Consider the following 23,175-nt stretch of genomic DNA (forward strand, 5'->3'; position numbering starts at 1 on the left):
TTTACTTAATTAAACAGCTCCAACTTCGAATAAACGATCATATATTGTACCAAAAAATAAATATATCAAACATAAGAATATATGATATTCTTATGTTCACCCACTACCAAAATCGAAAAATAAACCACATAAAAAAGGGCTGAGTACCTCTACTCAACCCAAACATTTACCATTTGAAACTCTTATATAACGTTTTCAATTAACTTTTAAACGAAAAAAACTCGTCGTCAACAAAAACAATTTTTATTATCTATCTCCTAGTCGATTCTGCATTAGCTAATAGTATTAACACATAACTACTGATAATTTATTACCAGCCTTCACAAAACAACACAATATCAAAAATCTATTTAAATAAAATTAATAGCTTAGTTTAGATGTTATACAACAACTAAAAATCAGTAAATAATCAATTTCACAATTTTTAACAGATGCAAATTTAAATTTAAAAGAAAAATAATGTAGACAAATCGCTACAAAAAAAACAAAAAAAAATTAACACCTTGATTATCAAGTAAATTATTTTTGTAAATTTTTATCACAAACTGTCATTTTTTTTTCAGCAAAAGCATTATTCACAATTTTTAGTATAATAAAGAAGAAAACGAATAATGCCCACAACTCGTTTAACGATAAATAGTTAAAATTAATAGCTGAATGGTAATGAATACCAAAATATAACATTTTTAAAAAAACCGAAAATTAAAAACTACTCGTGTTACAAATACAAAAAAATCAACAATATTCAATTTATATTAAAAAACTAACACCAAATATTATTAATAATTACAAAATAAACAATAAACAGCTACAAATCAACATTTAGTAAAAAAGTGCAATAATAATATTGTTAAAAATTTGTTTAATAAAATAAAAGTAAATACCTTAGCCATCGCTTATAGAGAAAGGCAGAGGGAATAGACCCGATGAAGCCTTAGCAACCTGTCCCTTGACAAGGTGCTGCATTCTACTCAAAAACATATATTTGGGAAAGATAAGCCAGATTCACTAGACCAAGTGAGCCTTCTCTTAGCAATAATTTTATTAGTATAAAATAAAGAAAACATTGATATGTTACTAACGAACAATCTAGGTTACCCAAGAGTGGGACCATTCCGCGAATTGAAGAAAGCTAATGAAGCTTATTGGGCTAAGAAGATTTCTGCGGAAGAATTATTAAAAGCTGCGAAAGAAATACGTGAAGCAAACTGGAAAACACAAAAAGATGCTGGCATCGATTTAATTCCTTCAAATGATTTTTCTTTCTATGATCAAGTATTAGACCTTTCTTTAACAGTAGGTGCTATTCCAGCTCGTTACAACTCCCTATTAAATAAAATCGACGACAACTATAGCTTAGATTTATACTTCGCTATGGCGCGTGGTTTCCAAGCGGACGACATCGACGTTACGGCTTCAGAAATGACAAAATGGTTCGATACGAACTATCACTATATGGTACCTGAGTTTACGAAGGGCCAAACTTTCAAATTAACATCGCAAAAATTCTTAAACGAATTTAACGAAGCAAAAGCTGCAGGTTATGAAACAAAACCCGTTATAATCGGCCCAATTACTTACTTATTGATCGGTAAAGAAAAAGAAGAAGGATTCAACCGTATTGACTTAATCGAAAACCTTTTACCGGTTTACGAAGAAATCATTTCTAAACTTGCTGCTGCAGGTGCTAAATATATTCAAATCGATGAGCCCTATTTAGCTTTGGATATTGATGCTAAAACAAAAGAGCTTTACAAAACAGTATTTGCTAAATTAAATGCAGCTGCTGGTGACAGTAAATTGATCGCTACTACATACTTCGAAGCTTTAAAGGACAACGAAGAATTAGCATTAAGCTTACCTGTACATGCTTTACATTTAGATTTAGTCCGTGGTGAAAATCAATTAGACACTGTTTTAGCAAAAGTTCCTGCTTCATTAACACTATCATTAGGTGTTGTTGAAGGACGTAACATTTGGAAAAATGATTACGAAAAATCATTAGCGAAAATCAACCAAGCTGTTGAAGCATTAGGCAAAGACAGAGTTTGGGTAGGTACATCATCTTCATTATTACACGTTCCATTCGATTTGGATAGTGAGAAAAATGAAAAAACATTACCTGCAGAAGTTAAAAATTGGTTAGCATTTGCTAAACAAAAGTTAGCTGAAGTAAAAGACTTAGCTATCCTTGCGGACGGTGAAGTAGATGCTGCTACAGCTACACGTTTTGAAAATAATAAAGCGGCTGCAGAAAGCCGTCGTACATCTCCTCTGATCCATAAACCAGAAGTGAAAAGCCGTGTTGCTAACATCACGGATGAAGATGCTAAACGTACATCTCCATTCGCGGCGCGTAAAGCAGCACAACAAGCGAAATTCAACCTGCCATCGTTTGCTACTACAACCATTGGATCATTCCCTCAAACTAAAGACGTTCGTAAATGGAGAGCGGATTTGAAAAAAGGAGTGATCACACAAGAGGAATACGACAAAGCTATCGCCGAAGAAACTGAAAATACCATTCGTTTACAAGAAGAATTAGACATCGATGTATTAGTACATGGCGAATTCGAACGTAATGACATGGTAGAATACTTTGGCGAGCAGTTAGCTGGATATGCATTCACACAATATGGATGGGTGCAATCATACGGTTCTCGATGTGTAAAACCTCCAGTTATCTATGGCGATGTATACCGTCCAGCAGACATGACTGTACGTTGGTCATCATTTGCACAATCATTGACAAACCGTCCGGTGAAAGGTATGTTAACAGGTCCTGTTACGATCTTGCAATGGTCATTTGTACGTAATGATCAACCACGTTCTACTACGACTTACCAAATTGCATTAGCCATCTTAGATGAGGTACAAGCGTTAGAAAAGGCAGGCATCAAAATCATCCAAATCGATGAGCCAGCAATCCGTGAAGGTTTACCATTACGTAAAGCAGATCAACAAGCATACTTAGATTGGGCAGTACGTTCATTCCGCGTATCATCATCTAATGTAGAAGACGATACACAAATACACACACATATGTGTTACTCTGAGTTCAATAATGTAATAGAAGATATCGCTGCGATGGATGCTGACGTTATTACAATTGAAACTTCACGTTCTCAAATGAAATTGTTAAATGCATTCGCTGCAGATTTCAAATACCCTAATGACATCGGTCCTGGTGTATATGACATTCACTCACCACGTGTACCTAGCAAAGAAGAGATGGTAGACTTATTACGCAAAGCGAAAGACGTAGTTCCAGCATCACAATTATGGGTAAACCCTGACTGTGGTTTGAAAACTCGTGCTTGGCCAGAAACTAAAGCTGCGTTAGAAGCAATGGTTGAAGCTGCAAAAATATTAAGAGCAGAAGCATAATCGAATCTAGTAATATTAAATAATAAAAAACTCCCATTGTCGAATGACTTTGGGAGTTTTTTGGTTATAAGAATCTCGTGTGCGCGAAAAAAGAATATTATATAAATACCTCAACATTAGGGCCATTAATAAATTCTAATTACCATTACCGGACTTACTAAATGATAATAAGCTAAAACAACCTAGCTACTTCATTGTTCTTACATAAAAAGTATTATCAATTATGAAAAGGATAGGATTAATTACTTTAATGGGGACATTCATTTCTTTGCTTACTAGTTGTGAAGTGATAGGTACAATTTTCAAAGCAGGCGTATGGGCAGGCATTATCATGGTAATCATCGTTTTTGCTTTAATTATATGGTTAATTTCCAAATTCATGAATGGAGGAAGGCGAAATGGAGGTAATTAATTAGATAGAGAAATAATCAGTTTTCCAACATTATAAATCCATTATGTTTTCTTACCGATAACTATAAAATGTCTGTGCGAATATTAATCGATACAAGCTGACAATTAATAATATTATAGGTAATATTGCAAACAACAAGCAATAAACGGAATCATCATGAGGCCATTATTTTTATTAATTATATTTCTATTCAATATACAAAATTCACTAGCACAAGAGGAATACCCCAAACCAACGGCTAAAGATGTAATCTTCTATATACAACATAATAGAGGCAAGAATACATTTATATATCAACCAAATTTCATCACAAAAGGAATATTAGATGACGAAAATCCTATCGTAGCAAGACGCCAATTATTTGACAATAATGGGGAGATAGAACCCTTGTCATCTATTCAACGGAGATATGCATACGGAATAAAAAGTAAAAAAATAGCGGTCAACATATTTGATATACGTCTAGTTTCCTATCCAGATCAACAATTGATACTAAAAGTTAATCAAAATAAACAAGCCTATATAGAAACTATAATAAATGGGAAGTTTATGATCTTAAAAAGACTTTTTATACATCAAAAAAAAGGAACTAGCGGTTTAAAAACAAAAGTAGACTATATTACATTTTTTGGAATTGACAAAAACGGGAAAGAAATTCAGGAAAAACTAATCCCTTAAACAAACATTACAGTTCAGGATAGATTTTTAATTTATTGGTGTTATTTTAGAGCAAAATCAACAGCAATGTCAACTAAACCAATATACAAATATAATAGTCGCTACCCTTCGGTAGCAGATCTTAAGAAAAAAGCTAAAAGTAGAATCCCCAAATTTGCATTTGACTACCTTGAGGGAGGTTGTAATGAAGAACTCAATCTTTACCGCAATGAAAATGATTTTGATAATATTCTATTAAAACCACAATACCTACGTGTAGGCAAAGATATAGATATGTCAGTAGATCTATTTGGTCATAAATATAGCGCTCCATTTGGTATTTCACCTATCGGTTTGCAAGGACTAATGTGGCCTAATGCACCTGAGATTCTCGCTAAGGCAGCAGCAAAACATGATATCCCTTATACATTGAGTACCGTATCTACCAGCAGTATCGAACGAATAGCAGAAGTATCTGAAGGTAAAGCATGGTTTCAGCTATACCATCCTACAGAAGATAGATTACGTGACGACATATTGAATCGCCTAAAAGCTGTAGAGTGTCCTGTTTTAGTCGTACTCGTCGATGTACCCTCTTTTGGATTACGGTATAGAGAAATAAAAAGTGGCTTATCTATGCCACCCAAAATGAATATCTCAAACATATTTCAGGCAATGACACGTCCCACTTGGGGTATAAAAACTTTACAACATGGAATCCCTTCCTTCGCTACATTAAAACCATATATGGAAAAAGGTCTTGATCTATCCCAACTGGGACAATTCATGAACAAAACATTTACAGGAAAAGTAAATATGGAAAAAGTTAAAGCTATCCGAGATATTTGGACTGGTCCATTGGTACTCAAAGGAATTGCGACAGAAGAAGATATGCAAGCCGCAATCGAGCTCGGTGTAGATGGCGTCATCGTTTCTAACCATGGTGGTCGACAAATTGATGCTGGAGAATCTTCCATTGTATCTTTACAAAAATTGACCTCTAACCCTAATTATACAAGCAAATTAAAAATCATGATGGACGGAGGAATTCGTTCGGGTGTAGATTTAGCAAGAGCATATGCCGTAGGATCAGATTTCAATTTTATGGGACGACCATTTATGTACGGCGTAGGTGCACTAGACACAGAAGGAGGCGACCATACGATAACGATGTTTAAAGCACAGTTGTACCAAATCATGCAACAGCTTACCGTAGACAATATACAACAGCTTCAAGAACGATTGATAAAATAACAGTATATTTGCACCATGATTACAGCAGAAAGATACCATGATATATCTTGCGGGCATCGCGTAGTAGGTCACGAAGGCAAATGCAGATTTCTTCATGGGCACAATTACAGGATACATTTTGAAATCGGTAGTGAAAATTTGGATGAGATAGGCCGTGTTATTGATTTTTCCGTAATCAAAGAAAAATTATGTATGTGGCTGGAAGACAATTATGATCATAAGTTTTTGATATGGGAAGAAGATCCCATGTTAAGTGACTTAGCAAAAATAACAGCAGATAGCCTCGTTATTGTACCCTTCAACCCAACAGCGGAAAATATAGCAAAGCATCTGGTTACTCAGATAGCACCAATACAATTACAAGGGACAAACACTACTTTAATACGTTGCAAGATCGAAGAAACACAAAAGTGTTCGGCAACCTACAAATTATAAAAAAGGAGCTTTAATTTTTAAAGCTCCTTTTCTGTTCATTAGGCTAATTCAACTAACATCGGACAGTGATCTGAATGTACTGCATCTGGTAGAATAGTAGCCCTTTTTATACGGCTTTCCAAGCCTTTACTCGCCATAATATAATCTATACGCCAGCCCAAATTCTTTGCTCTAGAACCTGCTCTATAACTCCACCATGTATAGTGATGAGGATCTGGGTTTAAAGATCGGAAGGTATCTATAAATCCAGAATTTATAAATTTTTCCATCCATTCTCTTTCTGCTGGCAAGAAACCTGAAGTATTAGCATTTGATTTAGGATTGTGGATATCTATAGCTCTATGACAAATATTAAAATCACCACATACCAATAGATTAGGAACCTCTTCCAAAAGCTTATGAGCATATTGATAGAAATCATCTAAAAAACGATATTTAAAATCCTGACGTATACCTCCAGTTGTACCAGAAGGAAAATATATGCTCATAACCGATACATCTTCAAAATCAACCCGAATAACACGTCCTTCAAAGTCATAATCTTCAAAACCGCAACCATATTCTATATGTTTAGGAGTGATCTTAGAAAGAATAGCAGTTCCACTATACCCCTTCTTCTGTGCAGGATACCAATAATGTTGATAGCCCATTTCTTCCAACATTTGAATTTCGGGCACTTGATCAGGTAACGCTTTTATTTCTTGTAAGCAAACGACATCAGGATTAACATTTTTCAACCATCCCAACCAATCTTTTTTTAATGCGGCACGTATTCCATTTACGTTATATGTTACTACTTTCATTTGTCTAATTTATACGATTTAGATCCTCCTCCAAATAAACTCTTCTTAGGCTTCAAGCCCTTTTCTGCTCGCTCGATATTCTCGGCTTCTCGCTTTGTCAATAGGCGAATAGCCATTCTTTCATTGACTAAAGGTCGATCTTTAGCATTGGTAGGCACAGCAGCAATTTTATCTACCACCTCCAAACCGCTCAAGGTCTTTCCAAATACCGTATAGTTACCATCCAAATGCGGTGTTCCCCCAATAGTAGTATATGCCTGACGTTGTTCATCAGAAAACTTCACGCCCTTCATACGTAATGTTTCTAAAGAGTCTAATCCAGCGTTAGAGAATTTACGTCCCTGTACGATATAAAATTGAGAGGCTGAAGATGCCTTTTCCGGGTTATTATCGCGGGCAGCACCAAGCGCACCTTTCACGTGGAATAACTCTTTTTTGATTTCGGCAGGAATAGTATAATCAGGTCCTCCATTACCCAATAACACATCATCAGCCGCATTTCTAGAATTGGGATCACCAGTTTGAATCATGAAATTATGGATAACACGATGGAATAATAAAGAGTCATAAAATCCATCTTCTATCAATTTTTTGAAATTATCACGATGCTGCGGCGTCTCATTCAACAATTGAATAAGGATATTGCCTTTAGAGGTTTTTATTTCTACATAATAATGTTGCGGCTTTTGCGCCGAAACCAATAATACAAACAAAGAAAAAACAACTATAAGAATTTTTTTCATCTAATTTATTTTATTAAATAACTTCCAACTCCTCAAAATAATTAATTATCAAGGACTTTAAAATCAACTCTTGTTCTAACAAAGTATAATTGGGAACAGGTTTTATCAGCTTCCAATGTGGCCAACCATCCTCATCAGCACCTTCTAATTCATAAAATCCCATAGCCGAAAATAAGCGACATGTGGCAATATGCATCAATTCTTCTTTTTCACGTTTAGAGAAAGTCTTTGGGCCTTGCCCTAATTCTTGAACGCCTATCAGAAACAGTATCACCTTCATGTCAGGCAATTCCATTTCAAATTGTGCTGCGATGACCTCTCTCAGCTCTCCCCATTTTTTATTTACCTCTGCAGCCTTCATATATTTCTATTTCTTTAATTCAATTAATAATTGATCACAACGTTCTTTTACCATATCAAAAACAGGTTCAAACATATTGTCATCATAATAAGGATCAGGTACAATATCATTTGGCAAAAATAATGCTACTTTACTTCGCTGTTCATCATTCTTTGCCAAACGCAATACATCTAAAGAATTTTGCTTATCCATCACAAAAATGCGATCATAACGATCAAATAATTCCGCTGTAAAGTGCTGTGCTCTTTGGCCTGATATATCTATACCATGATGCTTAGCTACCGCTATAGATCTATGATCTGGCGCTTGACCAACGTGCCAATCACCAGTCCCAGCAGAATCTATTTGCCAATCCAAACCATCACTATCTACTACATATTGCATAATACCATGCGCCAAAGGCGACCTACAGATATTACCCAAACATACCATCAATATTCTCATTTCGTAAAAGTCATGATTTAAAATGTAAAAACAAAAAATATGGCCTTCTTAGGAAGGCCATATTGCTACTATAATAATAATTTATTTTTTAATTATTTGATAGGTATACTAAATTGATAAATAGAACCTCTCGTAGGTACAGTTTTAACTAATACCATTCCTCTTTGTGTTTTTCCTAGCGCACGCTCTATATCATCAACATTGTTAACAGACATGCCATTAATTTCAGTGATAACTAATCCTTTTTCCAATCCACCATATTCAAATAATCCGCCACGATGTACTTGAGTAACTACTACTCCCGAATTCACACCTAATTCTTTTTTTCGTGTATCACTTGCTGGAATAAAGCTAGCGCCTAATTTATTGAAGATCTCTGTAGCACTTGCACTAGATCCATCTTCTCCACGCCCAGATCTAACATTCTCTTCTGCTTTTAATGTTACTACTACCTCTTTCTCTTTACCATCTCTCTTATAGACCAATTTCACCTTGTCACCAGGACGTAGACGTGCTACGCGTTCTTGCAAATCAGAAGAACTAGTAATAGTACGATCTCCTATTTTTGTGATTATATCACCAGCTTTAATACCTGCGGCTTCAGCTGCACCACCTTTTACCGTACTTTGTACATAAAGACCATTAATGTCTTCAATACCTTTATCTTTACGTAATGCTTCATTGATCTCTGTGAAAGTCACACCTATCAAGCCACGCTTTACACTTCCAAATTCTTTAAAATCATCCAATATTTTCTTTGCTAGATTAATTGGAATCGCAAAGCCATATCCAGCATATACACCAGTAGGAGAAGCGATAGCTGAGTTGATACCAATTAACTCACCTCTAGCATTCACTAGTGCACCACCACTATTACCTTTATTGATAACAGCATCCGTTTGAATAAAGGATTCAATACCTGTATTGATAGGTAACTCATCATTGCCAAATCCACGTTGTTGCTGTTGTTGTGAGTCTCCCAATATACCAATCTGACGTCCTTTGGCACTTACTATACCTGCAGTCACCGTAGATTGTAAACTCAAAGGATAACCCACAGCCAATACCCACTCACCAATTTGCACATTGTCCGAATCCCCCATCTTAACTATAGGTAAGTTAGTAGCATTAACTTTCAATAAAGCCAAATCTGTATTTGGATCTCGACCGATTACTTTTGCTTCGAAAGAGCGTTTATCTGTCAATTGAACCTCAATCTTATCTGCATTTTCTACGACGTGATTGTTGGTCACGATGTACCCATCAGGTGTTAATATAACCCCCGAACCAGAAGCTTGTGCTTGACGCGGTTGCGCTTGACGACGTTGTTGCTGCTGCGGCATTCCAAAGAACTCCTCAAACATATCAAATGGAGAACCAGAGCCTTCTCCTCTTTGCGAACCACGAGATGTCATGGTTACTTTTATATGTACTACCCCTGGAGAAACCGCAGCTGCTGCTTGCGTAAAATCTGGGTTTCCAGTAGAAGATATCATTTCTCCAGCTTCGTTCTTAGCATAATAAACTTCTTGCTGTTCTTCTAGGGTCATCTTTTCAAACTGCTTGCTTTCAAACAATTTGTACCCTCCAATTGCAACTGCTCCTCCAAAGACAGCAGTTAGTAAAGTAACTCCTATTTTTTTCATATTATATTGCTGTTTAAAATCTTTATTTTTGTATATATGTAATTACAAAGTGATACTGTCAAATGTAGTACCATCTACGTAACTGTCATATACTTTGTCAGTTAAAATTTGTTAATTAAAGTAATGTTTTAAAGGTTTTTAACAACATTTAACACTCTTAAAACTATTGTAACAAGAATATTAAAATTGATCTAATTTATCTGTAAAGATGCACAAAAATATAAAATTTTCTAAATACCAAGGAGCGGGCAATGATTTCGTTTTAATTGATAACAGAAACAATGATTTCGACCGCAACAATCAAGAATTAGTCAAAAAATTATGTGACCGAAGATTTGGAATTGGCGCTGACGGGTTGATGCTTCTACAAAAGAACGATCACTACGATTTTGAAATGATATACTTCAATGCAGATGGTCGAGAAGGTACTATGTGTGGAAATGGAGGCCGCTGTATCGTTGCTTTTGCCCGTGACTTAAAAATCATTGAGCACAAGACTGACTTTTTGGCAGTAGATGGCCCACACTCCGCAGAGATACACGACAATCAAGTAAATTTAGGAATGATTGATGTAGATACCATTCATCAAGATGGAGAAGCATATGTGCTTAATACAGGATCTCCACACTATGTATTAGAAGTAAATAACCTTCAAACATATGATGTATTCAATAGTGGTAGTTCAATCAGAAACAACAATACATATGGGGAGCATGGTATAAATGTGAATTTTGTAGAAAAAGATAATATAGGTTACTTTCTACGTACGTTCGAACGCGGAGTAGAAGACGAAACACTTGCGTGCGGAACTGGAGCAACAGCTACAGCGATGGCAATGGCAATAAAAGAACAATTAAATGGTGTTATAGAAATGCCTATACGTGTAATGGGAGGCCAATTGTATATTTCTTTTGATAAAGAAGGAAATACATTTCGCAATGTACACTTAAAAGGACCTGCAGATTTAGTATTTTCGGGAGAAACACACAAATAATATCATTTTTGTTACAAAATACCTCATTTAACTTTATAATGCCATATAATAAAGTTATCTTAGAAACCTTTTTTGAGATGACTTCAATTTTTTAATGCAACAGATAAATAGTAGACTTCCGTTTAAATTAATATACTCTTTAGGGCATCACCCATATTTGGGATATCTTATTGAACCCCATATTGTGCAACTCAATAATAACGGAACGCTCTCTCTTTCATACAAAAGAGTATTCACCAATACGGTAGAGGAATATAGTGCTGCCCTAGACGAGACGGATTATAAAATAATCAAGCTTTTAGATGAAATAGAACAAACACATGTCATCAAGAAATTCTATAAAAAAGCAATCCGACCTGCAGATTTCTTCGGCAAAATCTTCGACACAAAGATATATGATATCATACGTCCACAACTAGAGCAAAAATTAGTAAAGGTATTAGCGCTCATCAAGGAAAAGCCATTATATCTAATGAATAAAAAGGATGGCTATCCAGCGGAACAAAAAGTAAATATAGCACAAGAACCGACCTCGATATTATTTCACTTTAGAAGAAATGAAAGTGAAACAAGGTATTTCCCTACATTGAAATATAAAGATCATCGTATGGAATTTATGTTTAAGGATGCAGAAGTAATCATCAATACCCAAGCTTGGTTATTAATGGATCATATGCTTTATCATTTTGACCAACCATTAGAAGGCAAGAAACTAACGCCATTCTTAAACAAAAGATATATCGCAGTCGCTAAAAGCACCGAGAAGAAATACTTTGAGACCTTTGTAACAGGCCTAATAGAGAAATATAACGTCTACGCCGAAGGCTTCGAAATAAAAACGATAAAAGAAAATGCTGTCCCCATTCTAACACTGAACTATATTCCGGATGGGGAGTCACAATTACAACTATCTTTTAGCTATGGAGATTATAATTTCGTGGCAGGTGGAGAGCAAAAATTATCAGTAAAATTAGCTTATGAAGCTAACGAAGATCTGTATACATTTACACGAATAAAACGCTCCACAATTTGGGAAGAAAACCTACAGATTTACTTAGAGGAGTTAGGATTAAAAAAACTTGATGCTTTATTCGGTAGTTACATAACATCTAGCAATTCATTCCCTAATGTATTTGAGTGGCTCAATAATTATCAATCTCAATTAACAGAAAAAGGGTTTGAGATAAAGCATTCTACTGGTGACAAACAATTTTTTATCGGGAAGACAACCCTTGACATTGAGGTAGTCGAAGACAATGACTGGTTTGATGTAAGGGCCTTTGCTAATTTTGGGCCGTATAAAATTCCATTTATACAACTACGAGATCACATATTGAATCGTATACAGGAATTTAAGCTGCCTAATGGAGAAATAGCTATTATTCCCGAAGAATGGTTTGCACAATATGAGCATCTTTTCCAATTCGCTGTAAAAAAAGACAGTTTACATCTTCATAAGACACATATTGGCGTATTACACGAGATTTCGGAGCATACGGCATTGACTATGAGTAGAAAGCTTCAAAACCTAAGTAATTTTGAGGAAATCCCTAATATAGAACAACCGAAAGAATTTAAGGGTGCATTGCGCCCCTATCAACAAGCGGGGTACAATTGGTTTCACTTTTTACAAGAATTTAATTTCGGTGGTGTATTAGCTGATGATATGGGATTGGGGAAAACAGTACAAACATTAGCTTTATTACAGCGTCAAAAAGAAGAATCTAAAAGTACGGATCACGCTAAAACATCATTACTAATATTACCGACATCCTTAGTCTATAACTGGCACAAGGAAGCGCAAAAATTCGCGCCACAATTACGAATATTGTTACACACAGGATCCAATCGCTTTAAAGACCCCTTTGCGTTTTCACATTTCGACTTAGTGATAACCACATATGGTATAGCACGAAGTGATGAGGAGTTATTAAGCAAATTCTTTTTTAATTATATTATACTTGATGAGAGTCAAAATATTAAAAACCCTACTTCAAAATCATTTAAAGCAATAAAGCTATTCAAGAGTAGACATAAACTAGCATTAAGTGGTACTCCTATTGAAAATTCTGTATCCGATATTTGGTCACAGATGCATTTCACAAACCCCGGCTTACTAGGAAACTATTCATACTTTCAAAAAGAATTTGTAATACCTATTGAGAAAAAGAAAGATGAAGATATTGCTAAACGATTACAAGCTATTATCAAGCCATTTATATTAAGACGTACCAAAAATCAAGTGGCAACAGAGCTTCCGCCCAAAACAGAGCAAATCATCTATTGTGAGATGACCGAAGGCCAAGGAGAATTATATGAATCTACAAAATCTGAATACCGCAATGCGCTATTAGAAGGAACAGTACAACAAGGAACTAAAAACACACAAATTGCCCTTCTGCAAGGACTGACAAAGCTTCGTCAATTAGCTAATCACCCCAAGATGACAGAAGAAGACTATAAAAATGGCTCAGGTAAATTTGACGCTGTTATAGAGATGTTATCATCAATATCTTCTGAGGGCAATAAAGTATTGATATTCTCACAGTTTGTAAAACACTTGGAAATTTTCAAATCTTATTTTGAGCGAAAAAATATCCCTTTTGCGTATTTGGATGGAGGCACCAAAGATCGTGCAGAAGCCGTGAACTATTTCAAAAATAACGACGATGTTCGGATATTCTTAATCTCTATAAAAGCTGGTGGCGTAGGCCTCAACCTTACAGAGGCTGACTATGTCTTTATTTTAGACCCTTGGTGGAATCCTGCTGTTGAACAGCAAGCAATTGACAGGAGTCACCGTATCGGGCAGACACGTAATGTCTTTATATACAAATTCATTACCAAAGATACTGTAGAGGAAAAAATTGTAGCCCTACAAAATAGGAAAAAATCAATAGCGACTTCATTAGTAACGACAGAAGAGAGCTTCGTGAAATCCCTTTCACAAGATGATCTAAAAGAATTATTAAGATAATCCTTTTTTAAAGTATATATAAAAGACTAACCCTTAGAGATTAGTCTTTTATATATACTATTTTATTTACTTAATATTTTTCTAAAATTAGCAGCGCTCTGCTTGACATCATCTTTATTAGATGCCCAATTATATTCATATTCTGCAGAAAGCATACCTTTGAATTTCTGACGCTTCAATTCAACAATAACTTCTTCTATTGGTAATTTGCCCGTACCCCAATGTACATCATGTGCACCCTTCTCGCCAAAAGCATTAAGATCCTTAAAATGTAAGTGAAGAATCCTACCATCTAATTTTTTCAAACATTCTACAGGATCTAAGCCTGATCGCATCCAATGGCCCACATCCGCTGCTGCACCCATATATTGACTACGTCCATCTAATGAAGCTAGTACAACATCAGGATTCCAGTATTTTGAAGGCGTAGGATGATTGTGCAATGCAGCATGAATCTTGTACTTATCACACAATTGAGATACAATATCCAGATGCTCATCAGAAGGTTCTACATTAATCACTTGAACCCCCATCTCCTTAGCAAATAAAAATACTTCCTCCCATTCTGCTGCATCCTTTGCTCCTACCACACCAAAAGCTTGAATGGTAATACCTTTATCTTTAGCCAACTTTTTCATTTTTTGTCTACCTTCTTTTGAAAGGTGAGCACCCACCTTTTCTGTACTTCCATCTCCAATCACTTGACCGGGAAAAATCTCTACATAGCGTAATCCACAACTATCGATTTTATCTAATGCCTGCGCAAAAGAGTACAATCTAAATGTATAGGCTTGAGACCCTAATTTCCATCCTAATTTTTCTTCAGGATAATTAGTTTTTGTCCCCAACTGGAAAGAAGAACAAGCGAAAATGAGTACTAAAGATAGCAGTACGAGGTTGATTTTTTTCATATATTAGGTTTATATTAATAGAAACCTAATATATGAAAAAAACCTTAAGAATTAAATCTTAAGGTTTTATATATTCTAAAACAAAGGTAAAGCCTTTGTTATTCGTTTAATAACTTCTTGCTTGCCTAACAACGCGGCGATCAAAAATACATCAGGGCCAAACTTCCCTCCTACTAACATGATACGAAACGGCATCATTAGTTCACCAATTTTCATACCCGAAGCCGCTACCTTCTCTTTAAAGAAAGGTTCTAATGTTGGAGCATCCCAATGTTCAACTGTTGCAAACTCTTGAATTATTTGTTCAAAGAAAGCAGTTTTTTCTGCTGTCCATTTGGGCTTTACAGCGTCAACATCAATCTGCTGTGGCGCTTGAAAGAAGAATGATGATTGTGCCCAAAAATCAGAAACAAAAGTCATTCTTTCTTTTACCACTAATAATACATTTTGAACTAAAGAAGCGTCGGCATTAATTATTCCATTTTCCATTAAAATAGAATTTATCGCTGGTGTTAATGTAGCATTATCCATATTTTTAATCCACTCGTGATTAAACCACTTCGCTTTTTCAAAATCGAATTTTGCTCCACTCTTGCTGATTCTATCTACGGAAAACTTTGCAATTAGTTCGTCAATGGTAAAAATCTCTTTCTCCGTACCATCATTCCATCCTAATACACCTAACATATTTACAAATGCTTCAGGCAAGAATCCTAATTCTCGGAAACCTTTTGTTAAATCACCTGTTTTTGGGTCGGTCCAATTCATAGCATAAACAGGGAATCCTAAACGATCACCATCACGCTTACTTAATTTACCATTTCCGTCAGGTTTCAATATAAGCGGTAAATGTGCCCATTGAGGCATCTCATTGGCCCAGCCTAAATATTCCCACAGTAAAATATGAACAGGTGCTGATGGTAACCATTCTTCACCTCTAAAAATATGAGATATTTCCATGGCACGATCATCAACAACAACGGCTAAGTGATAAGTAGGCATACCGTCTGCTTTCAAAAGAACTTTATCGTCTATCAATTTAGTTTCAAAAGTAACTCTACCACGTATCATATCCTCAAAAGAAACAGTTCCTTCTTCTGGCATTTTTATACGGATTGTATGAGGCGTACCAGCATCCAATAACTCCGCTGTTTGTTCGTCAGACAAACTCAAGGAATTACGTAAACTTAAACGGTTTTCGTGTGAATATCTAAAGTTTGGTTGCAATTGGCGTTGTGCATCCAATTCTTCTGCTGTATCAAATGCATAATAAGCATAACCATCCTTCACTAATTGTTCGGCAAATTGACGATACGAAGGCTTACGCTCACTCTGACGATACGGGCCAAAGGCACCGGGTTTTTCGGGACTTTCATCGGCCAAAATACCACACCAAGCAAGACATTCATTTATATATTCTTCTGCACCGGGCACAAATCGTGTTTGATCGGTATCTTCTATTCTAAGAATAAAATCACCCCCATGATGACGAGCAAATAAATAATTAAACAATGCCGTACGAACACCTCCTAAATGTAGCCCTCCTGTAGGACTAGGTGCGAAACGCACCCTAACTTTCTTTTGCGAACTCATAGTACAAAATTACGCTTTTCTATTATATATCGTGTCATACAAATTTAGTATTGTCCTTATTTGTAGAAGATTTGTTTAATAAAATCCTTATTTTGCAATGTACTATTACTTAAATAATGAGTCCATATCTATACAATAAGCAAACATGGAAATTAGTTTTATTACTAATCGCCCTTATGATAGGGCTAGCTTCGCTATTATATACCAATTATTTAGTAAAAAGCTTATCCGCATCAGAAAGAACAAAAGCACAGGTCTGGGCAATGAGCACACGAAGTATAATGACTATGCCTGATGTAGATGATCAATTTATAAGCTTCATCTACGAAGTACGGGATAGTTTGACATTACCAGCCATCATCACAGATGAAAAAAATAACATCATCTTTTGGCGCGATCTGGACAGTACGAAGACAAATATAAAAGCAGAAGCTACTAATTCACCTATGCTAAAATATGATCCCATTTATTTCCAAGAGGAGTTAAAAATAATGCAAAGGCTACATAAACCTATAACGCTACAATTGGATTCCAAAGAAAAATGGATTGTATATTACCATGAATCCGATGCCTTACGACAATTGAGAGTTTTTCCGTATATCCAATTATCTCTTATAGCACTATTTTTAATCATTGCATATACTATATTTAATTCTATTCGCAAATCTGAGCAAAATCTAGTCTGGGTAGGCATGGCTAAAGAAGCAGCTCATCAACTGGGTACACCCATATCGTCATTAATGGGCTGGATCGAGCTCATCAAACTTAAGTATGAAGCCGAAAATGACAACACAATAAATGAAATGGAAAGGGATGTCAAAAGACTAGAAGTTGTTGCAGATCGCTTTTCAAAAATTGGATCTTTACCATCATTAAGTAACCATAATATCTATGCAATAATAAAAGATTACATAAATTATTTTAAAGTAAGAACAAGTGATAAGATAACTTTTGTCCTTGAAGGGGATCAACATGTCGAAGCAATGATCAATACACAACTATTTGATTGGATAATTGAGAACCTGCTGAAAAATGCCGTCAACGCTATTGATACAGAGGGTACGATTACGGTAACCATTATAGAAAACATTGCAAAAGAAGAGATTTTTATTGACATTAGTGATACCGGGAAAGGTATTCCTAGATATAACTTTGATAAAGTATTTCAACCTGGATTTACAACACGTAAACGTGGATGGGGTTTAGGCTTAAGTCTTACCAAACGAATGGTAAGCTACCACAAGGGAATAATATATGTGAAAGAATCCGAAATTGGTACAGGCACAACATTTAGATTAGTATTAAAAAGTAACTTGAAATATGAACCCACTCAAGTCTGATGAATATCCAGCGATATTCGAGCCCTATATTGAAACAATCATAGGTGATGCACGAGAAGAATTAGAAACACAATTAATAACATTTCCAATATTTATAGAATCTATCCCCGAAACAAAAGGAAGCTATACTTATGCCGATGGGAAATGGACTATAAAAGAGATATTGTGCCATATCATAGATACCGAACGCATCATGGGATATCGTGCCCTACGCTTTGCACGCAATGATATGACGGCACTATCACCGTTTGAGCAAGATGAATTTGTGGCCAATGGCCGACATAATGAACGATCATTAGAAAGTATAACCCAAGAATTTATTCATCTCCGCAAATCCAATATACTATTTTTCGACTCTTTGAATGAGGTTGAATTAAGTAGAAAAGGAATGGCATCAGATCGCTTGATAAGCGTACGTGCACTATTTTATATTATAGCTGGGCACCTAAATCATCACCGTATAATCTTACAGGAGCGATACTTAAAAGAGTAGACCAATGATATAGCACAAAGTACACACCTTGGAAGAGACAAATAGCATGTTTGATTGCTATATGACCAAGCTTTTAAACATAAGGCGATAGCAATCAAACAGGATACCTCACTAAACTGCACGACACGTAGAACTGACCATGTCAAGCCTTCTTATGACATCATATGTAGAACTTGCTATTGTCTTAGCCGTGTTACTTTCAATTAAATCGTAAACGCTAAAAAACATATAACAAAGAATTAAATATTAATACGAATTATTTGACACCTTCCAAAAACAGAAATTTTAATAGCTACCTACATAGCATTACATATTAATCAAACAATACACGCATGTGGCATAAAAATTCAGGATCAAAAAAAATGATTAATATGTATTTCAAGCATCATGGTGGCAATTGTTCCAAAATCGCCACAATAATCTAGTAAATAGACTGAATTTATTCAAATAATAGGCTAAAAAGCATGCAATATTTTTAGTCAAATGGAATTGAGGTAGAAATAATAATATAATTATCACCATTCTTTTACGAATTCTTCTTTTCAATATCATTTTATTTTACTAGTCTTGTAACTGAAACTTTAAACCACTAATCGATTTCTTAACGATATACTTTTATAATGTTTCATTAACAAAAAGATTAAAAATAATTAAATAAATTATGTCCCCATCATCACAACCACAAAAGACGGCATTTTTGCCTATGGCAATTTGTTGTCTTCTATTTTTTATACTAGGCTTTTTCACATGGGCTAATGGTGCATTAATACCATTTGTGAAATTGGCTTTTAGTTTACAATCTGACCTTCAAGCATTCTTTGTATTATTCGCCTCATACATTGCTTACTTTTTCTTAGCGTTACCAAGTTCATGGATTCTGAAAAAAACAGGTTTTGACAATGGCTTAGTTTTAAGTTTAGTATTATTGGCTGTAGGATCACTAATATTTATCCCTGCCGCACACACTGGAAGCTACCAATTATTCTTGTTAGGAATCTTTGTTCAAGGTTCAGCGATGGCCTTATTACAAACTGCTGTAAACCCTTACTTAAGTATCATCGGCCCTATCGAAAGCGCAGCACAACGTATCTCCATCGCTGGAGTATTCAATAAAGGTGCTGGTATTATCGTGCCTTTCGTTTTAGGAGGTATATTACTAAAAGGCTCCGGTGAAATATCCGAAAAAATACAATCACTCCCTCCAGGTCCAGAGCACGATGCGCTATTAGGTACCTTATTGAGCCGTGTTGACACCTTATATATTATCCTTGCGGTTGTTGTTCTATTATTTGCTGTTGTGATTAAGGTCGCAAAAATGCCTCCAGTAGATGTTGATAAAGAAGATGAGTCAGAGAGTTTATTATCTGCTGAAGACAAGAAGAAAAGCATATTTGATTTCCCACATTTATTCTTGGGTGCATTAGCTATTTTCTTTTGTGTAGCAGTAGAAGTAATGGCAGGAGATATTATCGGTACTTACGGTAAAGAATTAAGCCTTCCTGAATTTTTTGTTAAATATGGTACTGCATTTACATTAGCGTGTATGTTAGTTGGTTATTTCATTGGTATAGCCACAATTCCAAAATTCATTTCTCAGCAGATGGCCTTAAGATTATGTACTATTGTTGGTATTTCTCTTACCGTTGCTGCAACTTTTACAACAGGTATAACTTCTTACATATTTATTGCTTTATTGGGCGTTGCAAACTCATTAATGTGGCCTGCTATTTTCCCATTAGGTATCAAAGGCTTAGGTAAATTTACAAAAACAGGATCCGCTATTATGATTATGGGTATTGCCGGAGGAGCAATATGGCCTTTAATCTATGGATATTTAAAAGATACTTTACATGTAGACTTCCAAGATGCATTCTTATATGCTGTTGTTCCTGCATACTTATATATCTTATATTTTGGTGCAATAGGACATAAAGTTGGTAAGAAAGATTAATTCAAATAGTTAATCTTTTAAATAAAAAAGGCTTGTATTATTTCTAATAATACAAGCCTTTTTTATTTGTAGATATATGTATTATGCGGGGTTATAAGCATATCTAAAGGAATATCCAAGGTACTAATATCATCTATTTTCTGAACAGGCTCAAAATAGCATACGCCAATTTTTTTTACGTCAGTTCTACATTTAGATAGAAACCGGTCATAGAATCCTTTGCCATATCCTATACGATTGCCATTGAGATCGGCTATCAATAAAGGAATCAATACAACATCTATCATCTCTTCGTTTACAATTTCCCCGTCATAAGGTTCTTCTATTCCCCATTTATTTTCCACGAGAACCAAATCACTACTCCAAATATAATTTGTCATTGAATTATCTTGAAAACTACTTTTGGAAATAACGATATTACACGTGGGAAAATTCGTTCTTATATAATCAACAAACAAGTGTGTATCGGGCTCTTTAAGTTTCTTAATAGGGATAAATACATGCACATATCTTGCCTCCACCCATGGCAGGGTGATAAGTTGATTATAGATTAAAACATCCCATTTAGACTTTTCCGAAAAAGGTAAAGCAAGACGTTTATGCTTATATATACTTCTATATTCCGCTTTAGTCATCGTTAAATATAATTAAAAAAAACGGCCTTGAAGCTGGGAAGCGACAAGACCGATTAATCAACCTAAACCTAATATTTTATTTTACACGCTCGATATAATCACCTGTAGCGGTATCTATTTTAACTTTATCACCTTGATTAATAAAAAGAGGCACATTTATCTCAACACCAGTTTCTACAGTTGCTTTCTTCAATGCATTTGTAGAAGTATCTCCTTTTACCGCAGGCTCACTGTATGTGATTTCTAACTCCACATTTTTTGGTGCTGAAGCCATGATAGGCTCATCACTTTCAAATGCTACAACAACATTCATGCCTTCTTTTAAGAAACGAGCAGAATTACCAAATAAAAATTTAGGAATATTAAACTGTTCGTATGAATTATTATCCATTACCACAAAATAATCGCCTTCGTCGTATAGATATTGATAATCACTAGTTTCTACACGCGCGATCTCTACAGACTCGTCAACTCTAAAACGATATTCTACTAATTTGCCTGTTTTAACATTACGCATTCTTGCTTGATAAAAAGCACGCAAGTTTCCTGGTGTACGGTGGATATATTCTTCAACGGTAACTAATTCACCGTTGAAACGTAAAACGTTTCCTGATTTTACTTCTGAAGCTTTAGCCATTTTATTTAGTTTTATTACGGTACAAAAATATAAAAAACTGTTCTTTTTTAAAACAGTTAAGGATTTACTTGTAATCAGTTATTCGAATTATCTCATTACAAAATTCATATTCCTTTTGTTGATTAGAGCCAATTATAACAACTCTATGGTCAATATGTGTCTGCGCAACGAGATTCAAATACCATTGTTCGCCTTCGAGATCCATATTGCTCGTTGGCTCATCCAAAAACAATATCTTAGAATCACTACAACATGCCAATACCAATTTCACACGTTGTTTCATTCCAGAAGAATAGTACTTTAAGCCTTTATTTAAAGACTTACCCATATTAAGTAGTGCTATTACCTTTTCTTTATTAAAATTAGGCAGATAGGCTTTAAACTTAAAGTGAAAATCGAGCAATTCACTTAATGTGTATTCCTCAATCAATTCTATATAAGGAGCTGCGATAGAGACGTGTCGATAAATATCTTCTGCATGAATTTCCTCCTCCGTATCCGCATAGCTAATACTTCCTTCACTAGGAGTTAGCTGTCCCGTAATTACTTTGATTAAAGTTGATTTACCGGAACCATTAGGCCCTAAAATAGCATATTTATTATTACTGACGAAGGAATAATCAATACCGCGAAAAATCCACTCTTGATTAAACCTTCTCCCTAAATTATGTAAAGTTATATTCAATAATTATTGATTTTATTAAACCCCAGTTTTCCCTTGATTGAAACCTCTTACCACACCACGATTAGAGTTACGTACAAATGTCAATATCTCATCCCGCAATTCAGTAGGTTCAAATTCAGCCTCTACTAAATCTAAAGCTTTACTTAAGTTTCTATTTTGTACGAAAAGAACACGATAAATATTCTGTACCTCAGTAATTTGTTCTGTAGTATAACCACGTCTACGTAGACCTACAGAGTTAACACCTGCGTAAGCAATTGGTTCACGAGCAGCTTTGATAAATGGAGGGACATCTTTACGCACCAGGGTACCCCCAGTCACGAAAGCATGAGAACCAATATGACAAAATTGATGTACCGCAACTAATCCGGCCAAAACAACATAATCACCTACGGTGATATGTCCTGCCAATGTACTAGAATTGGAGAAAATACAATTATCACCCACAATACAATCATGAGCAATGTGGCTATATGCTTGAATCAAACAATTCTTACCAATCACCGTTTTAAAACGATCTTTAGTACCTCTATTTATTGTTACGCATTCGCGAATCGTTGTATTATCTCCGATTTCTGCTGTGGTAATTTCTCCTTCAAATTTCAAATCTTGTGGCTCCCCCGAAATAACGGCACCAGGAAAAATCTTACAATTTTTACCGATACGAGCCCCATTCATGATTGTTACATTTGAACCAATCCATGTACCTTCCCCTATTACCACATCTTTATGAATGGTCGTAAAGGGTTCAATTACTACATTGGCAGCTATTTTAGCATCCGGATGTATATATGACAATGGTTGTATCATTATTTTT

The 23,175-nt window shown here is 35.2% G+C and carries 21 protein-coding genes and 1 riboswitch; of the genes, 10 read left to right on the forward strand and 11 right to left on the reverse strand.

All coding sequences use genetic code 11. The features are described 5' to 3' along the window. The first annotated feature begins 893 nt into the window (after positions 1-893). Positions 894-1,001, forward strand: a riboswitch (SAM riboswitch). Positions 1,002-1,071: 70 nt separating this feature from the next. The 5 genes from metE (at position 1,072) to IP023_RS06575 (ending at position 6,145) form a co-directional block, all read left to right on the forward strand. Then, positions 1,072-3,387, forward strand: coding sequence for a 5-methyltetrahydropteroyltriglutamate--homocysteine S-methyltransferase (gene metE, locus IP023_RS06555; protein ID WP_241789459.1), 2,316 nt, complete (start codon positions 1,072-1,074; stop codon positions 3,385-3,387). Positions 3,388-3,610: 223 nt separating this feature from the next. After that, complete coding sequence (locus IP023_RS06560; RefSeq protein WP_241789460.1) at positions 3,611-3,799, forward strand: hypothetical protein; 189 nt, start codon at positions 3,611-3,613, stop codon at positions 3,797-3,799. Positions 3,800-3,955: 156 nt separating this feature from the next. Continuing rightward, positions 3,956-4,477: a DUF4833 domain-containing protein gene (locus IP023_RS06565; RefSeq protein WP_241789461.1), complete on the forward strand. Its 522-nt coding sequence runs from the start codon at positions 3,956-3,958 to the stop codon at positions 4,475-4,477. Positions 4,478-4,543: 66 nt separating this feature from the next. Then, positions 4,544-5,710 carry an alpha-hydroxy acid oxidase gene (locus IP023_RS06570; protein ID WP_241789462.1) on the forward strand — a complete coding sequence of 389 codons (1,167 nt, stop codon included), beginning with the start codon at positions 4,544-4,546 and terminating at the stop codon, positions 5,708-5,710. A gap of 15 nt (positions 5,711-5,725) precedes the next feature. Next, positions 5,726-6,145, forward strand: coding sequence for a 6-pyruvoyl trahydropterin synthase family protein (locus tag IP023_RS06575; protein ID WP_241789463.1), 420 nt, complete (start codon positions 5,726-5,728; stop codon positions 6,143-6,145). Between the two features lie 38 nt (positions 6,146-6,183). On the opposite strand, the gene IP023_RS06580 is transcribed toward IP023_RS06575, so the two are convergent. From IP023_RS06580 to IP023_RS06600, 5 genes are all read right to left on the reverse strand, one after another. Next, positions 6,184-6,948, reverse strand: coding sequence for an exodeoxyribonuclease III (locus IP023_RS06580; protein ID WP_241789464.1), 765 nt, complete (start codon positions 6,946-6,948; stop codon positions 6,184-6,186). Next, a complete protein-coding gene (locus tag IP023_RS06585; RefSeq protein ID WP_241789465.1) occupies positions 6,945-7,691 on the reverse strand; it encodes a peptidylprolyl isomerase in 747 nt (248 codons plus the stop codon). Before IP023_RS06585 ends, IP023_RS06580 begins: the two co-directional genes overlap by 4 nt. Before the next feature lie 13 nt (positions 7,692-7,704). Beyond that, positions 7,705-8,052: a hypothetical protein gene (locus IP023_RS06590; RefSeq protein ID WP_241789466.1), complete on the reverse strand. Its 348-nt coding sequence runs from the start codon at positions 8,050-8,052 to the stop codon at positions 7,705-7,707. A 6-nt stretch (positions 8,053-8,058) separates the two neighbouring features. Beyond that, positions 8,059-8,496 carry a low molecular weight protein-tyrosine-phosphatase gene (locus IP023_RS06595; RefSeq protein ID WP_241789467.1) on the reverse strand — a complete coding sequence of 146 codons (438 nt, stop codon included), beginning with the start codon at positions 8,494-8,496 and terminating at the stop codon, positions 8,059-8,061. Positions 8,497-8,588: 92 nt separating this feature from the next. Further along, positions 8,589-10,142 (reverse strand): Do family serine endopeptidase, encoded by a 1,554-nt coding sequence (locus IP023_RS06600; protein WP_241789468.1) that lies wholly within the window; start codon positions 10,140-10,142, stop codon positions 8,589-8,591. Positions 10,143-10,350: 208 nt separating this feature from the next. Here IP023_RS06600 and dapF point away from each other — a divergent pair, with 208 nt between their 5' ends. Further along, positions 10,351-11,136, forward strand: a complete 786-nt coding sequence (gene dapF, locus IP023_RS06605) for a diaminopimelate epimerase (protein ID WP_241789469.1) — start codon at positions 10,351-10,353, stop codon at positions 11,134-11,136. A 94-nt stretch (positions 11,137-11,230) separates the two neighbouring features. Continuing rightward, entirely contained in the window at positions 11,231-14,113 is a 2,883-nt protein-coding gene (locus IP023_RS06610; RefSeq protein WP_241789470.1) for a DEAD/DEAH box helicase, read from the forward strand. Between the two features lie 62 nt (positions 14,114-14,175). On the opposite strand, the gene IP023_RS06615 is transcribed toward IP023_RS06610, so the two are convergent. Together IP023_RS06615 and gltX are read right to left on the reverse strand one after the other, a co-directional pair. Continuing rightward, positions 14,176-15,024 carry a sugar phosphate isomerase/epimerase family protein gene (locus tag IP023_RS06615; RefSeq protein WP_241789471.1) on the reverse strand — a complete coding sequence of 283 codons (849 nt, stop codon included), beginning with the start codon at positions 15,022-15,024 and terminating at the stop codon, positions 14,176-14,178. A gap of 75 nt (positions 15,025-15,099) precedes the next feature. Further along, positions 15,100-16,617, reverse strand: a complete 1,518-nt coding sequence (gltX, locus tag IP023_RS06620; RefSeq protein WP_241789472.1) for a glutamate--tRNA ligase — start codon at positions 16,615-16,617, stop codon at positions 15,100-15,102. A 116-nt stretch (positions 16,618-16,733) separates the two neighbouring features. Between gltX and IP023_RS06625 the strand changes: the two genes are divergently transcribed. From IP023_RS06625 to gluP, 3 genes are all read left to right on the forward strand, one after another. Then, positions 16,734-17,957, forward strand: coding sequence for a sensor histidine kinase (locus tag IP023_RS06625; RefSeq protein ID WP_241789473.1), 1,224 nt, complete (start codon positions 16,734-16,736; stop codon positions 17,955-17,957). Beyond that, positions 17,938-18,450 (forward strand): DinB family protein, encoded by a 513-nt coding sequence (locus IP023_RS06630; RefSeq protein ID WP_241789474.1) that lies wholly within the window; start codon positions 17,938-17,940, stop codon positions 18,448-18,450. Before IP023_RS06625 ends, IP023_RS06630 begins: the two co-directional genes overlap by 20 nt. 661 nt (positions 18,451-19,111) lie before the next feature. Further along, positions 19,112-20,401, forward strand: coding sequence for a glucose/galactose MFS transporter (gluP, locus tag IP023_RS06635; RefSeq protein ID WP_241789475.1), 1,290 nt, complete (start codon positions 19,112-19,114; stop codon positions 20,399-20,401). A gap of 62 nt (positions 20,402-20,463) precedes the next feature. Here gluP and IP023_RS06640 read toward each other — a convergent pair whose 3' ends face one another. The 4 genes from IP023_RS06640 to lpxA all read right to left on the reverse strand — a co-directional run bounded on the left by IP023_RS06640 (position 20,464) and on the right by lpxA (position 23,168). Beyond that, positions 20,464-21,036: a 5-formyltetrahydrofolate cyclo-ligase gene (locus tag IP023_RS06640; protein WP_241789476.1), complete on the reverse strand. Its 573-nt coding sequence runs from the start codon at positions 21,034-21,036 to the stop codon at positions 20,464-20,466. A 76-nt stretch (positions 21,037-21,112) separates the two neighbouring features. Next, entirely contained in the window at positions 21,113-21,673 is a 561-nt protein-coding gene (efp, locus tag IP023_RS06645; protein WP_241789477.1) for an elongation factor P, read from the reverse strand. 64 nt (positions 21,674-21,737) lie between these two features. Then, positions 21,738-22,358: an ABC transporter ATP-binding protein gene (locus IP023_RS06650; protein WP_241789478.1), complete on the reverse strand. Its 621-nt coding sequence runs from the start codon at positions 22,356-22,358 to the stop codon at positions 21,738-21,740. Between the two features lie 15 nt (positions 22,359-22,373). After that, on the reverse strand, positions 22,374-23,168 hold the full coding sequence (gene lpxA, locus IP023_RS06655; RefSeq protein ID WP_241789479.1) for an acyl-ACP--UDP-N-acetylglucosamine O-acyltransferase: 795 nt from the start codon (positions 23,166-23,168) through the stop codon (positions 22,374-22,376). Positions 23,169-23,175 lie beyond the last annotated feature (7 nt).

It is taken from the genome of Sphingobacterium rhinopitheci (genome assembly GCF_022627575.1).
GTDB classification, from domain to species: Bacteria; Bacteroidota; Bacteroidia; order Sphingobacteriales; family Sphingobacteriaceae; genus Sphingobacterium; species Sphingobacterium rhinopitheci.

Bases quoted from the DNA above. Each gene is read 5' to 3' on its own strand.
- metE (WP_241789459.1), top strand. From the start codon at position 1,072: ATGTTACTAACGAACAATCTAGGTTACCCAAGAGTGGGACCATTCCGC.
- IP023_RS06560 (WP_241789460.1), top strand. From the start codon at position 3,611: ATGAAAAGGATAGGATTAATTACTTTAATGGGGACATTCATTTCTTTG.
- IP023_RS06565 (WP_241789461.1), top strand. From the start codon at position 3,956: ATGAGGCCATTATTTTTATTAATTATATTTCTATTCAATATACAAAAT.
- IP023_RS06570 (WP_241789462.1), top strand. From the start codon at position 4,544: ATGTCAACTAAACCAATATACAAATATAATAGTCGCTACCCTTCGGTA.
- IP023_RS06575 (WP_241789463.1), top strand. From the start codon at position 5,726: ATGATTACAGCAGAAAGATACCATGATATATCTTGCGGGCATCGCGTA.
- IP023_RS06580 (WP_241789464.1), bottom strand. From the start codon at position 6,948: ATGAAAGTAGTAACATATAACGTAAATGGAATACGTGCCGCATTAAAA.
- IP023_RS06585 (WP_241789465.1), bottom strand. From the start codon at position 7,691: ATGAAAAAAATTCTTATAGTTGTTTTTTCTTTGTTTGTATTATTGGTT.
- IP023_RS06590 (WP_241789466.1), bottom strand. From the start codon at position 8,052: ATGAAGGCTGCAGAGGTAAATAAAAAATGGGGAGAGCTGAGAGAGGTC.
- IP023_RS06595 (WP_241789467.1), bottom strand. From the start codon at position 8,496: ATGAGAATATTGATGGTATGTTTGGGTAATATCTGTAGGTCGCCTTTG.
- IP023_RS06600 (WP_241789468.1), bottom strand. From the start codon at position 10,142: ATGAAAAAAATAGGAGTTACTTTACTAACTGCTGTCTTTGGAGGAGCA.
- dapF (WP_241789469.1), top strand. From the start codon at position 10,351: ATGCACAAAAATATAAAATTTTCTAAATACCAAGGAGCGGGCAATGAT.
- IP023_RS06610 (WP_241789470.1), top strand. From the start codon at position 11,231: ATGCAACAGATAAATAGTAGACTTCCGTTTAAATTAATATACTCTTTA.
- IP023_RS06615 (WP_241789471.1), bottom strand. From the start codon at position 15,024: ATGAAAAAAATCAACCTCGTACTGCTATCTTTAGTACTCATTTTCGCT.
- gltX (WP_241789472.1), bottom strand. From the start codon at position 16,617: ATGAGTTCGCAAAAGAAAGTTAGGGTGCGTTTCGCACCTAGTCCTACA.
- IP023_RS06625 (WP_241789473.1), top strand. From the start codon at position 16,734: ATGAGTCCATATCTATACAATAAGCAAACATGGAAATTAGTTTTATTA.
- IP023_RS06630 (WP_241789474.1), top strand. From the start codon at position 17,938: ATGAACCCACTCAAGTCTGATGAATATCCAGCGATATTCGAGCCCTAT.
- gluP (WP_241789475.1), top strand. From the start codon at position 19,112: ATGTCCCCATCATCACAACCACAAAAGACGGCATTTTTGCCTATGGCA.
- IP023_RS06640 (WP_241789476.1), bottom strand. From the start codon at position 21,036: ATGACTAAAGCGGAATATAGAAGTATATATAAGCATAAACGTCTTGCT.
- efp (WP_241789477.1), bottom strand. From the start codon at position 21,673: ATGGCTAAAGCTTCAGAAGTAAAATCAGGAAACGTTTTACGTTTCAAC.
- lpxA (WP_241789479.1), bottom strand. From the start codon at position 23,168: ATGATACAACCATTGTCATATATACATCCGGATGCTAAAATAGCTGCC.